Raw genomic sequence first — 11,878 nt, forward strand, 5'->3', positions numbered from 1 at the left:
TGATGATGAAGCCGGCCGCATCCTCCCAAACGCGCCCGGCCCGGTGTTCTTAAAAACCGGCCTTGCCGGGGGTCCAGTTGGTGCCGGCGAGCGGCACCTGCGCCATGGCCGACGCCTCGATCGTCAGTGCGACGAGGTCTTCCGGCTCGAGGTTGTGCAGATGGTTCTTGCCGCAGGCGCGCGCGATGGTCTGCGCCTCGAGCGTCATGACCTTGAGGTAGTTGGCAAGGCGGCGGCCGGCCGCAACCGGGTCGAGGCGTTTTGCCAGTTCCGGGTCCTGGGTGGTGATGCCGGCCGGATCCTTGCCTTCATGCCAGTCGTCATAGGCGCCGGCCGTCGAGCCGAGCTTCTGATATTCCTCTTCCCAGCGGGGATCGTTGTCGCCGATGGCGACGAGGGCGGCCGTGCCGATCGCCACCGCATCGGCGCCGAGCGCCAGCGCCTTGGCAACGTCGGCACCGGAGCGGATGCCGCCGGAAACGATGAGCTGCACCTTCCGGTGCATGCCGAGGTCCTGCAGCGCCTGAACGGCCGGCCGAATGCAGGCGAGCGTCGGCATGCCGACATTCTCGATGAAGACGTCCTGAGTGGCCGCCGTGCCGCCCTGCATGCCGTCGAGCACGACGACGTCGGCACCGGCCTTCACGGCAAGGGCGGTGTCGTAATAGGGGCGCGCGCCGCCGACCTTGACGTAGATCGGCTTTTCCCAATCGGTGATCTCGCGCAGCTCCATGATCTTGATTTCCAGATCGTCGGGGCCGGTCCAATCCGGATGGCGGCAAGCCGAGCGCTGGTCGATGCCCTTCGGCAGGTTGCGCATATTGGCGACGCGGTCGGAGATCTTCTGGCCGAGCAGCATGCCGCCGCCACCGGGCTTGGCCCCCTGGCCGACCACGACTTCGATCGCATCGGCGCGGCGCAAATCCGTGGGGTTCATGCCGTAGCGCGAGGGCAGATATTGGTAGACCAGCGTCTGCGAATGGCCGCGCTCCTCATCGGTCATGCCGCCGTCGCCCGTCGTGGTCGAGGTGCCAGCGATCGTCGCACCGCGGCCGAGCGCTTCCTTGGCGTTGCCGGAAAGCGCGCCGAAACTCATGCCGGCAATGGTGATCGGCGTCTTCAGCGTGATCGGCTTCTTGGCGAAACGCGAGCCGAGCACCACAGTCGTGTCGCACTTCTCGCGATAGCCTTCGAGCGGATAGCGCGAGATCGAGGCGCCGAGAAACAGGAGGTCGTCGAAATGCGGAACCTTGCGCTTGGTGCCGGCGCCGCGGATGTCGTAGATGCCGGTTGCCGCCGCGCGGCGGATTTCGGCGAGCGTATAGTCGTCGAAGGTCGCGGACTTGCGTGGTGGAGTATAAGGGTTGTGATAGCTCATGGATGTCCCTCGCCTCAGTACGCGTCGGCGTTGTCGATGTTGAAATTGTAGAGCTTGCGGGCCGAGCCGTAGCGCTTGAACTCTTCGGGCCTGACGCCCGAGACCCCTGCCTTGTCGAGCAGCTCGGCGAGTTTCTCCAGATGCTCCGGCCGCATCTCTTTCTCGATGCAGTCGGAGCCGAGGCTCTTGACCTCGCCGCGGACGAACAGCTTGGCTTCGTAGAGCGAATCCCCCAACGCATCGCCGGCATCGCCGAGCACGACCAGATGGCCGGACTGGCCCATGAAGGCCGACATGTGGCCGATGCTGCCATGAACGACGATGTCGATGCCCTTCATCGAAATGCCGCAGCGCGAGGCTGCATTGCCCTTGATGACGAGCAGGCCGCCCCGGCCGGTGGCGCCGGCATATTGGCTGGCGTCGCCCTCGATGACGACGGTGCCGGACATCATGTTTTCGGCAACGCCCGGACCGGCCGAGCCATGAACCGTAATGGTGCCGCCGTCATTCATGCCGGCGCAGTAATAGCCGACCGAGCCTCTAACCGCGACCGTGACGGGGCTGTCGATGCCGACGGCGACGGCATGGCTGCCGCGCGGGTTGATGACTTCGAATGCGGTGTCGTTGGCGCCTTTGGAAAGGGCATGCAGCGCGCTGTTCAGCTCGCGAAGAGGGGTGTTGGAAAGATCGAATGTGGGCATTGGTTCCTCGTTGATCTGGGAGACGGTTTCAGCCGGCTCCTGGCTTTCGGGGCGCCCCTCAGGCGGCCTTGTCGTGATCCCAGAAGTAGACGGTCGCCGGCTCCGGCTCCCAGACGCGGGCATTCTCGATGCCGGGAAGATTGACCAGCGCGCGGTATTCCGAGCCGAAGGCAACATATTGCTCGGTCTCGGCCATGACGGCGGGCTTGCAGGCGATCGGATCGCGCACCACGCCGAAGCCGGACTTGGTGCCGACGACGAAGGTGAAGAAGCCGTCGAGATCGTCGAGTGCGCCGGTCAGCGCCTGGCCGAGATCCTTGCCCTTGGCCATTTCGGCCGTCAGATAGGCGGCGGCGACTTCGGAATCGTTCTGCGTCTCGAAGCTCATGCCTTCGCGGATGAGTTCGCGACGCAGGTTGTTGTGGTTGGACAGCGAGCCGTTGTGCACCAGGCACTGGTCGGCGCCGGTCGAGAACGGATGGGCGCCGAGCGTGGTGACGGCGGATTCGGTCGCCATACGCGTGTGGCCGATGCCGTGGGTGCCACCCATGGCGCGCACGTCGAAGCGCGCGACCACGTCTTTCGGAAGGCCGATCTCCTTATAGATTTCGACGCTTTCGCCGGAGCCCATCAGACGCACCGTCGGGCGGATCTGTTCGAGCGCCTCGCGCACGGCGGCAAGCTTGGAGACATCAAGCTCGAGGACGGCATGCGTACTCTTGATCCACACATGGGCTTTGATGCCCGCCTTCTCGAGGTCGTCCGCGAGGCCTTCGAAGTCGACACCAGGATTGGCGGACTGGATCGTCACCTTCGCTCTGCCCTCTGCGGAGCCGCCATAGATCGCGATGCCGGCCGAGTCCGGCCCGCGGTCGGTCATGGTGATCAGCATGTCCGAGAGCAGATTCCCCAGTTGAGGCTCAAGGCTCTTGTCCTTGAGGAAAAGTCCAACGATGCCGCACATAGCCTGTGCCTCCTTTCAAGTTGAGAAAGGACTAACAGGTCTGACTGCGGACTTCAACTGAGGGGAATAAATTTTTCTTTTAAGGCAAGTCAGCCCCTGATGCTCTGCTGCGGATAGCTGATGATAGAGAGGTAGCGGCTCGGCAGTTTCACCAGTTGCTCCGGCCCATGCGGCGCATCGGCATCGAAGAACAGGCTGTCGCCCGGCTGCATCTGGAAAAGCTGATCGCCATGGCGGTAAACGACCTCGCCTTCGAGCATGTAGAGGAACTCCATGCCTTCGTGCTGAAAGGTCGGGAAGACGTCGGAATCGGCCGTCAGCGTGATGAGATAGGGCTCGACGATGACGCCGCTTGAATTGTTGTCGATATGACCGAGCAGATTATATTGATGGCCGGCGCGCGTGCCGCGCCGTTCGAGCTCGACGCCCTCTCCCGCCTTGACGAAGACGGCATTGCGCGGTTCCTCGTAGCGCCTGAAGAAAGCGGTCAGCGGCACGCCGAGCGCCCGCGACAGCGATTGCAGCGTCGTCAGCGACGGCGAAATGTTGCCGTTCTCGATCTTCGACAGCATGCCGAGCGAAATGCCGGTGGCGGCGGCGAGGTCGGTGACCGTGATGCCGAGTTTCTTGCGGTAGGCGCGCACCTCATGGCCGATCGCCATTTCGAGATTGTTTTCCTTCGGCTCCCGAACGGCGTGCGGGTCCTGGGAAAAGGGGGGGCGCCCGCCATGCGCCTGTTCCGGTTGATCTGCCGTTTCACGCTTGGTTGTCATGAATGTCCCGCCGCCTGCTCTTTTGTCCCGATGCCAACCTATCCCCCCGGTGAAGGTTCCTCAACCGTGAAGAAAACCTAATCCCGCCTCGCCTGCCGCGGCGCAATGCCATAAAGGGCGCGGAACATCCGGGAAAAGTGGCTGAGACTGGAAAAGCCGGTGGCTACCGCGATCTCCGAGACGGAAAGTGGGCTCTGCTTCAGCAGGCGATGGGCGTGCTGCAGCCGGATCCTGTGATATTGATCGAGGAAGGTGGTGCCGAGATGGGCCGAGAAGAGCCGGTCGAGATGACGGGCGGAAACACCGGCGATGCGCGCCATGGCGGCGCGGTCGAGCGGCATCTCGATCGTCTCCTCCATGCGTTCGAGAACGCTGAGCAGGCCGGGATGATGGACGCCGTAACGCTCGGCGAGCGACGCGCGCTGGGGCGCTGCCGGCTCGTTGACCTCCGTGTGCAGATACCAGTCGCTGACGCGGCGGGCGAAATCCGGCCCCATGCGCTCGGTAATCAGCACATGCATCATATCGAGCGCTGAGATGCCGCCGCCGCAGGTAATTCTGCTGCCGTCGATCATAAAGCGCGCCTGGCGCGGCGAAAGATCGGGGAAGGCCTCGAGAAGAGCGGCGGCGTACTCCCAGTGGATGGTGAAGTCACGGCCGGCGAGCAGTCCGGCGGCCGCCATCAGATAGGGACCGCCCGAAATGCCGCCGATCCTGACACCTTCGCGCGACAGCTGCCTGAGGCAGGCGAGTACGCCCGGATAGCGCCAGTCGCGCGGCGAGCCGCCGGCGCAGACGAAGGCGGTGCCGAGTCCTGCTCCCCTTACAGGAAGAGGTTCGGCCGGCACCGGCACACCGGAGGAGGAGAGAACAGGCGCGCCGTCCGGCGAGAAGGTCCGCAGACGATAGATATCGCGTCCGGCCAGAAGATTTGCCGCCCGCAACGGCTCCGTCGCCGAAGCGTAGGACATCAACGCGAATCCCGGGATCAGGATGAAGCCGATCTCCTGGACATTTCTGGTATCGGGTGAGGACATGTCCCTTTTATATTCAATAGTGTCCTAATTGCGCAAGTTCGCGCTGGTCTTTCTGGCATCATGCGACCATTCTATTCGGATTGACCCATGCGCTACTCCGCTCTCTCGATTTTCCTGAACGGCCTTCGCGGCAACAAAGGCTGGGCGCCTGCCTGGCGCGACCCCGCGCCGAAGCCGCATTATGATGTCGTCATTGTCGGCGGCGGCGGCCACGGCCTTGCCACGGCCTATTATCTCGCCAAGGAATTCGGCATCACCAATGTCGCCGTCCTCGAAAAGGGCTATCTCGGCTCCGGCAATATCGGCAGGAACACGACGATCATCCGGTCGAACTACCTGCTGCCGGGTAACAATCCCTTCTACGAGCTGTCGATGAAGCTGTGGGAAGGGCTGGAACAGGACTTCAATTTCAACGCCATGGTCTCGCAGCGCGGCGTGCTCAACCTCTTTCATTCCGACGCGCAGCGCGATGCCTATACGCGCCGCGGCAATGCCATGCGGCTGCACGGCGTCGACGCCGAGCTGCTCGACCGGCAGGCGGTGCGCAAGAAGCTTCCGTTCCTCGATTTCGACAATGCCCGTTTCCCGATCATGGGTGGTCTATACCAGCCGCGCGGCGGCACGGTGCGCCATGATGCGGTCGCCTGGGGTTATGCGCGAGGCGCCGACAGCCGCGGCGTCGACATCATCACCCAGTGCGAAGTGACGGGCATCCGCCGCGAAAACGGCCAGGTGACCGGCGTCGAGACCAGCAGGGGCTTTATCGGCTGCGGCAAGCTGGCGCTGGCGGCGGCCGGCAATTCCACCGTCGTCGCCGATATGGCCGGCCTCCGCCTGCCGATCGAAAGCCATGTGCTTCAGGCCTTCGTCTCCGAAGGGCTGAAGCCCTTCATCGACAATGTCGTCACCTTCGGCGCCGGGCATTTTTACGTGTCCCAGTCGGACAAGGGCGGTCTCGTCTTCGGCGGCGATATCGACGGCTATAATTCCTATGCCCAGCGCGGCAATCTGGCGACCGTCGAGCATGTCGCCGAAGCCGGCGTGGCAATGATCCCGTCCCTGTCGCGCGTACGTTTCCTGCGTTCCTGGGGTGGAGTGATGGATATGAGCATGGACGGCTCGCCGATCATCGACCGCACCCATATCGATAATCTCTATCTCAACGCCGGCTGGTGTTACGGCGGCTTCAAGGCGACGCCTGCCTCCGGCTTCTGCTACGCCCATCTGATCGCCCGCAACACCCCGCATCAGACCGCCCGCGCCTTCCGGCTCGATCGTTTCGCCCGCGGCTATCCGATCGACGAAAAGGGCGTCGGCGCCCAGCCCAATCTGCACTGAGGACATTTAGACATGGCAAGCCTGATTTCCTGTCCCCATTGCGGCGTCCGGCCCAAGGAGGAATTCTCGATCCGCGGCGACGCGAACCTTATCCGGCCGGCGCCGGATGCCGGTCAGGATGCCTGGTACGATTATGTCTATCTGCGCGACAATCCGAAGGGCCGGCACAGCGAATACTGGCACCATTCCTCCGGATGCCGCCGGTGGCTGATCGTCGAACGCGATACCGTCACCCATAAGGTTCATGGCGTCAGGGATGCCGCTCTTGCCAAGCTCGGCGGAGAACCGGCATGACGAGTTTCCGTCTTTCCTCCGGCGGCCGCATCGACCGGGCCGCGACACTCGGCTTCACCTTCGACGGCAAGGCGCTGGAAGGCCATCTGGGCGATACGCTCGCCTCGGCGCTGCTGGCCAGCGGTATCCAGCTCGTCGGCCGCAGTTTCAAATATCACCGCCCGCGCGGTATCCTGACGGCGGGTGCTGCCGAACCGAACGCGCTGGTGACGACAGGCAGCGGCGGGCGCACCGAACCGAATACGCGCGCGACGATGATCGAGCTCTACGACGGGCTGGCGGCCAAGAGCCAGAACCGCTGGCCTTCGCTCGGTTTCGATGTCGGCGCCGTCAACGGCCTCCTCTCCCCTTTCCTCAGCGCCGGTTTCTACTACAAGACCTTCATGTGGCCGGCGGCCCTCTGGGAAAAGCTCTACGAGCCGGTGATCCGCAAGGCGGCGGGCCTCGGCCGCGCCTCCTACGAAGCTGATCCCGATACCTATGAGAAATGCTGGGCGCATTGCGACCTGCTGGTGATCGGCGCGGGCCCTGCCGGTCTTGCCGCAGCGCTGACGGCGGGGCGCGCCGGCGCGCGCGTCATTATCGCCGACGAAGGCTCCGAACTCGGTGGCAGTCTGCTTTCCCGCGGCGCCGTCGACGGCAAGCCGGCGGACGCTCTTCTCGGCGAGGTGCTGGCCGAATTCGAAGGGCTGGCGAATGTGCGCCGCCTGCCGCGCACGACGGTGTTCGGCTGGTACGACGACAATGTCTTCGGCGCCGTCGAACGCGTGCAGAAGCATGTGGCGCTGCCCGATCCCGAGCGTCCCGTCGAACGATTGTGGCGCATCGTCGCCCGCCAAGCGATCCTGGCGACAGGTGCCGAGGAGCGGCCGCTGGTCTTCGGCGGCAACGACATCCCCGGCGTGATGATGGCCGGCGCCATGCGCAGCTATCTCAACCGGCAGGCGGTGGCCCCTGGCAAAAGCACGGTGGTCTTCACCACCAACGATACTGCATATGACACCGCCGCCGACCTCGAAGCTGCCGGCCTTCGAGTTGCCGCGATCGTCGACAGCCGCGCCGATGGCGGCAAGGGCTGGCAGGGTCGCGCCGAGGTTCTGCGGGGCGCCCGGGTCATCGATGCAGAGGGCGGCAAACACCTGTGCGGCGTCAGCATCGAGACCGCAGGCGGCATTCGCCGGATCGACGCGGATGCGCTTGCCATGTCGGGCGGTTGGAGCCCCGTCATTCATCTGGCCTGCCATCGCGGCGGCAAGCCGCAATGGTCGCAGGAGTCTTCGGCATTTCTGGCGCCGGCATCACAGGACGGCCTCGCCGTTGCCGGCGCGGCCGCCGGCCTTGCGCAGACCACGGCCTGCCTCGGCGATGGCGCGGCGAAGGCTGCCGCCGCATTGCAGGCAATCGGCTTTGCAGCGGAACCGGCCTTTGTTTCAGCTCCCGAGACGGCTCCGCATGCAAAGCCGCTCTGGTCGGTGAAAGGCTCGAAGGGCAAGGCTTTCGTCGACTATCAGAACGACGTGCATCTCAAGGACCTTGGCCTCGCCGTGCGCGAAGGCTACGGCCATGTCGAGCTTGCCAAGCGTTATACCACATCAGGCATGGCGACCGACCAGGGCAAGCTTTCCAACATCAACGCCATCGGCATCCTCGCCGAGGCGCGCGGCGTGTCACCCGCCGAAGTGGGAACGACGACCTTCCGGCCCTTCTATACGCCGGTTTCCTTCGGCGCGTTGACCGGAGCGTCGCGCGGCAAGGATTTCCAGCCGGCGCGCAAATCCCCGCTGCACGGCTGGGCGAAAAAGAACGGCGCGGTCTTCGTTGAAGCAGGCCTCTGGTATCGCTCTTCCTGGTTCCCGCGCGCCGGCGAGACGACGTGGCGCGAAAGCGTGGACCGCGAGGTGCTGAACATCCGCAAAAATGCCGGGCTCTGCGACGTGTCGACACTCGGTAAGATCGAAATCTTCGGCCGCGATGCCGCGACCTTCCTCGACCGGGTCTATTGCAATGGCTTTGCCAAGCTTGCCGTCGGCAAGGCGCGTTACGGCGTCATGCTGCGCGAGGACGGTTTCATCTATGACGACGGCACCACCAGCCGCTTCAGCGACAACCATTTCTTCATGACGACGACGACGGCGCTGGCCGCCGGCGTGCTGAGCCATCTCGAATTCTGCGCCCAGACGCTGTGGCCGGAACTCGACGTCTGCTTCGCCTCCTCGACCGATCAATGGGCGCAGATGGCCGTTGCCGGGCCGAAGTCGCGCGCCATTCTCTCGGAGATCGTCGACGACGATCTTTCCAATGCAGCCTTCCCCTTCATGAGCGCCCGCAAGGTGTCGCTATTCGCAGGCCGCCTCGAAGGCCGGCTCTTCCGGATTTCCTTCTCGGGCGAACTCGCCTACGAACTGGCGGTGCCGGCCGGCTACGGCGAAAGCGTTGCCGACGCCGTCATGGCGGCCGGCGAAAAACATGGCATCTCAGCCTACGGCGTCGAAGCGCTCGGCGTCATGCGCATCGAAAAGGGCCATGTCACCCATGCCGAGATCAACGGCACGGTAACACCCGGCGATCTCGGCTTCGGCCGCATGATTTCATCAACCAAGCCGGATTTCATCGGCAAGGCGATGCTTGCCCGCGAAGGCCTGCAGGATCCCGAGCGCCCGCGCCTCGTCGGCGTCAAGCCGCTCAATCCGGCAAGCGGCTTCCGCACCGGCTCGCATATCCTTGCCGAGGGCGCCGCGGCGACGCTGGAAAACGACCAGGGCTATGTCACCTCGAGCGCCTTTTCGCCGAGCCTCGGCCATACGATCGGCCTGGCGCTCGTCCGGCGCGGGCCGGAGCGCATCGGCGAAAAGGTGACGGTCTGGAACGGGCTGCGCAATGAATTCACCGATGCGGTGCTCTGCCATCCCGTCTTCATCGATCCCGAAAACGAGAAGCTCCATGCCTGATCATCCCCAGCATAGACCGGTTCTCGCCGGCACGGCACATAACGTAACGGGACCCGGCATCTGGCTGGAAGCCTTGCCGGAAGGCCATCTGCTGCATGTGCTCGGCGGAACTGAGCCAGCGGCGCTTGCCGCTGAACTGACGAAGGCGGGCTTTGCGGAAAGTTCGATCCGTCAGGCCGGTTTCCGGCAATGGTTCGTCGCCGGCGACGCGCCGCTTTCATCCGCAGGTCTTGAAACTCTCACAGCAGCGCTTGCCGGAAAAGCCTTCGTCATGGATCAGAGCCACGGCCGTGTCCGCATCGGCATTTCCGGCCGGTCCGCGCGCCTGCTTCTTTCAAAGGGCACCGCCGTCGATCTCGACCCCGCCGTCTTTCAGGAAAACAGTTCGGCGATGACGATGATCGGCCATATCTCCGTACAGATCGCCCGCACCGGCGATGACAGCTTCGAGCTCACGGTCCTGCGCAGCTTCGCCGAAAGCCTCTGGGACGAGCTTAAGCATATGGCGGCGGGCGCTGAAGGATAACGCGTAAAAACTATCCTTGCCGTCAACCGCCAATGTTTGTCGCCTCAATGGAAAGAGATGATCGGCAGTCGCGCGCGCAGCAATAGCCCTTATCCCGGTTTCTTGATGTCTTCGAATCTAAGACTGAAGCGCGCGAGATATTTACTCAGGCGATCGGCGTCGTTGCTGCTCTTTTTCTCCAATCGCGAGGTCGCGAACATGGCTCTGCCCGCGGCGCTTGCTGTGGCATATTGAGGGCCATAATGCCGGTCAATCCCCGTCAGCTTGCCGGCTTGCGCGCCGTGACGATCCATGCCGCGCCGTCGATCATCACCGACCGCTCGCCGGGGCGGTCCGCGAAGGCGGCACGAACCGCGGCCGAGGCGCGGGCGCGAATGTCGTCGGGCTGATCAGCGAGAGCGCGCGACAGCGGGCCGACCTTGAGCGTCATCTCCACTGCGTCGTCGATCGCCGCGTCCCGCGTCCCACCCTCGCCGATCGGGATGGAGGTATCGAATGGCGCGATGGCGATATCGGCGAAGCCAGCTGCCGTCAGGATGCGCGCCACCCGCCCCCGGTCGCCGAACGAGAACGGGCCGGGCGCTTCGGGATCGGGCGGCGCGGTCGGCGGGAGGATGCCCTTGATCGCGCCCATCGGCAAGCGCACCCAATCGTTCTCGGCCATGCCGCGCCAGCAGACGAAAGCGACCCGCCCGCCCGGCTTGAGCGCACGGCGCATATGGGCGAACGCCCCTATCGGATCGTCAAAGAACATCACTCCGAAGCGCGAGAACAGGATGTCGAACGCGCCTTCAGGCAACTCGGTGCTGCTGGCGTCTGCCACCTGGAAGAGGATCGGCGTGTCCTGCGGCGCTAACGCGCGCGCTCTGCCGATCAGCGGTTCGGATATGTCCACGCCCAGCACTTGGCCCCCCGCGCCGACGCGGGCGGCCAAATCCAGAGTAGACGCCCCCGCGCCGCAGCCGACGTCCAGCACGCTTTCGCCTATGGCGGGCGCGGCGGCTTCGATCGCGGCCTGGCCGAACACCGCCAGCATGGCATCGAGCCGGGCCTGGTAAGCGACCCAGCGCTCTCCGCTGTGGCCATTCCAGTCGGCTACCTGATAAGCATTTTCCTCTGCCACGATGCCATATCCTTGTTCTGATCCGTTCTTAACTGGGTGATCCACCGGCGTGGTCGCTGCCACCGTGCGCGGCGATGAACAAGGCGACGGCCGACCGGCAATAGGATTCGATTTCGTTATCGTCCTCTGCTCTTGCCGGATCGAAGCGCGCAATAATCAGGAGATCGGATCCTTTGAAAAGCGCGCCAAACAAGCGGGCGGACTGGAGAGGATCGGGCACGTTCAGAACCGCCTTCGCATGCAACTGACGCAACAGGGCCTCGATTTGGGCGATGACATGGGCGGGGCCGGCTTCGTAATAGAGCTTGCTTAACGACTTTTGATTCGTCTTGTCGGCCATGACCATGGCTTCGACACTGCGGACGTCCGGGCTCAACAGCGTGCGAAGGAGGGATGATCCCACCGCCATGAGCTGCTCTTCGGCGGAACCGGCGACGCCTTCAAAAAGGGCCTGTGGTGCAAACTGATGGCAGCGGTCCGCGATGGCCGCGCTGAACAGCGCCTCTTTGTTCTCGAAGTGCCGATAGATGCTGAGCTTGGATATCTTCGCTCGCTGGGTGACCTTGTCCAATGTCGTCGCTTGAAAACCCAATTCCACAAAGAGTTCGTATGCTGCGTCGACTATCGTTTGGCCAAGCGCCTCGTTGGCTGGCCGCCCGCGCCGGCCTCGACTATTTTCGGTCACGACCATTAAGATCCTTGACAGTATCGTTATTCATGTCTTACGATACCACGCAGTATCGGAAATATGCAAGCCAACGAACGGATTTTATCCTGTCCCATAGATCGAGTCTCT

General features: G+C 63.8%; 11 protein-coding genes. 4 read left to right on the top strand and 7 right to left on the bottom strand.

From position 1 onward, the window contains the following. Window positions 1-49: 49 nt before the first annotated feature. The 5 genes from Tal182_RS28820 to Tal182_RS28840 all read right to left on the bottom strand — a co-directional run bounded on the left by Tal182_RS28820 (window position 50) and on the right by Tal182_RS28840 (window position 4,853). Complete coding sequence (locus Tal182_RS28820; RefSeq protein WP_085861714.1) at window positions 50-1,378, bottom strand: FMN-binding glutamate synthase family protein; 1,329 nt, start codon at window positions 1,376-1,378, stop codon at window positions 50-52. A gap of 14 nt (window positions 1,379-1,392) precedes the next feature. Then, entirely contained in the window at window positions 1,393-2,079 is a 687-nt protein-coding gene (locus Tal182_RS28825) for a GXGXG domain-containing protein (protein WP_064823651.1), read from the bottom strand. A 58-nt stretch (window positions 2,080-2,137) separates the two neighbouring features. Further along, window positions 2,138-3,043 carry a glutamine amidotransferase family protein gene (locus Tal182_RS28830; RefSeq protein ID WP_085861715.1) on the bottom strand — a complete coding sequence of 302 codons (906 nt, stop codon included), beginning with the start codon at window positions 3,041-3,043 and terminating at the stop codon, window positions 2,138-2,140. Window positions 3,044-3,132: 89 nt separating this feature from the next. Then, window positions 3,133-3,816, bottom strand: coding sequence for a helix-turn-helix domain-containing protein (locus Tal182_RS28835; RefSeq protein WP_085861716.1), 684 nt, complete (start codon window positions 3,814-3,816; stop codon window positions 3,133-3,135). A 77-nt stretch (window positions 3,817-3,893) separates the two neighbouring features. Continuing rightward, window positions 3,894-4,853, bottom strand: coding sequence for a GlxA family transcriptional regulator (locus tag Tal182_RS28840; RefSeq protein ID WP_064826269.1), 960 nt, complete (start codon window positions 4,851-4,853; stop codon window positions 3,894-3,896). Window positions 4,854-4,940: 87 nt separating this feature from the next. Between Tal182_RS28840 and Tal182_RS28845 the strand changes: the two genes are divergently transcribed. From Tal182_RS28845 to Tal182_RS28860, 4 genes are read left to right on the top strand one after another with little or no spacing between them, the layout of a single operon-like run. Then, complete coding sequence (locus Tal182_RS28845; RefSeq protein ID WP_085861717.1) at window positions 4,941-6,191, top strand: sarcosine oxidase subunit beta family protein; 1,251 nt, start codon at window positions 4,941-4,943, stop codon at window positions 6,189-6,191. Between the two features lie 12 nt (window positions 6,192-6,203). Further along, complete coding sequence (locus Tal182_RS28850; RefSeq protein ID WP_064812282.1) at window positions 6,204-6,485, top strand: sarcosine oxidase subunit delta; 282 nt, start codon at window positions 6,204-6,206, stop codon at window positions 6,483-6,485. Then, the gene (locus tag Tal182_RS28855) at window positions 6,482-9,433 is read left to right on the top strand and encodes a sarcosine oxidase subunit alpha family protein (RefSeq protein ID WP_085861718.1); all 2,952 of its coding nucleotides are present in this window, start codon (window positions 6,482-6,484) and stop codon (window positions 9,431-9,433) included. The genes Tal182_RS28850 and Tal182_RS28855 overlap by 4 nt, the downstream gene beginning before the upstream one ends. Beyond that, window positions 9,426-9,959 carry a sarcosine oxidase subunit gamma family protein gene (locus Tal182_RS28860; RefSeq protein ID WP_085861719.1) on the top strand — a complete coding sequence of 178 codons (534 nt, stop codon included), beginning with the start codon at window positions 9,426-9,428 and terminating at the stop codon, window positions 9,957-9,959. The genes Tal182_RS28855 and Tal182_RS28860 overlap by 8 nt, the downstream gene beginning before the upstream one ends. 259 nt (window positions 9,960-10,218) lie before the next feature. Here Tal182_RS28860 and Tal182_RS28870 read toward each other — a convergent pair whose 3' ends face one another. Together Tal182_RS28870 and Tal182_RS28875 are read right to left on the bottom strand one after the other, a co-directional pair. Next, window positions 10,219-11,082 (bottom strand): class I SAM-dependent methyltransferase, encoded by an 864-nt coding sequence (locus Tal182_RS28870; protein ID WP_085861720.1) that lies wholly within the window; start codon window positions 11,080-11,082, stop codon window positions 10,219-10,221. A gap of 28 nt (window positions 11,083-11,110) precedes the next feature. Further along, window positions 11,111-11,767, bottom strand: a complete 657-nt coding sequence (locus Tal182_RS28875; protein ID WP_085861764.1) for a TetR/AcrR family transcriptional regulator — start codon at window positions 11,765-11,767, stop codon at window positions 11,111-11,113. Between the last annotated feature and the right edge of the window lie 111 nt (window positions 11,768-11,878).

Origin of the sequence: Rhizobium sp. TAL182 (assembly GCF_002117725.1) — a bacterium.
Classification (GTDB): domain Bacteria; phylum Pseudomonadota; class Alphaproteobacteria; order Rhizobiales; family Rhizobiaceae; genus Rhizobium; species Rhizobium esperanzae.

Coding starts and splice junctions, on each gene's coding strand:
- Tal182_RS28850 (WP_064812282.1), top strand. CDS start 6,204: ATGGCAAGCCTGATTTCCTGTCCCCATTGCGGCGTCCGGCCCAAGGAG.
- Tal182_RS28825 (WP_064823651.1), bottom strand. CDS start 2,079: ATGCCCACATTCGATCTTTCCAACACCCCTCTTCGCGAGCTGAACAGC.
- Tal182_RS28830 (WP_085861715.1), bottom strand. CDS start 3,043: ATGTGCGGCATCGTTGGACTTTTCCTCAAGGACAAGAGCCTTGAGCCT.
- Tal182_RS28835 (WP_085861716.1), bottom strand. CDS start 3,816: ATGACAACCAAGCGTGAAACGGCAGATCAACCGGAACAGGCGCATGGC.
- Tal182_RS28855 (WP_085861718.1), top strand. CDS start 6,482: ATGACGAGTTTCCGTCTTTCCTCCGGCGGCCGCATCGACCGGGCCGCG.
- Tal182_RS28820 (WP_085861714.1), bottom strand. CDS start 1,378: ATGAGCTATCACAACCCTTATACTCCACCACGCAAGTCCGCGACCTTC.
- Tal182_RS28860 (WP_085861719.1), top strand. CDS start 9,426: ATGCCTGATCATCCCCAGCATAGACCGGTTCTCGCCGGCACGGCACAT.
- Tal182_RS28845 (WP_085861717.1), top strand. CDS start 4,941: ATGCGCTACTCCGCTCTCTCGATTTTCCTGAACGGCCTTCGCGGCAAC.
- Tal182_RS28840 (WP_064826269.1), bottom strand. CDS start 4,853: ATGTCCTCACCCGATACCAGAAATGTCCAGGAGATCGGCTTCATCCTG.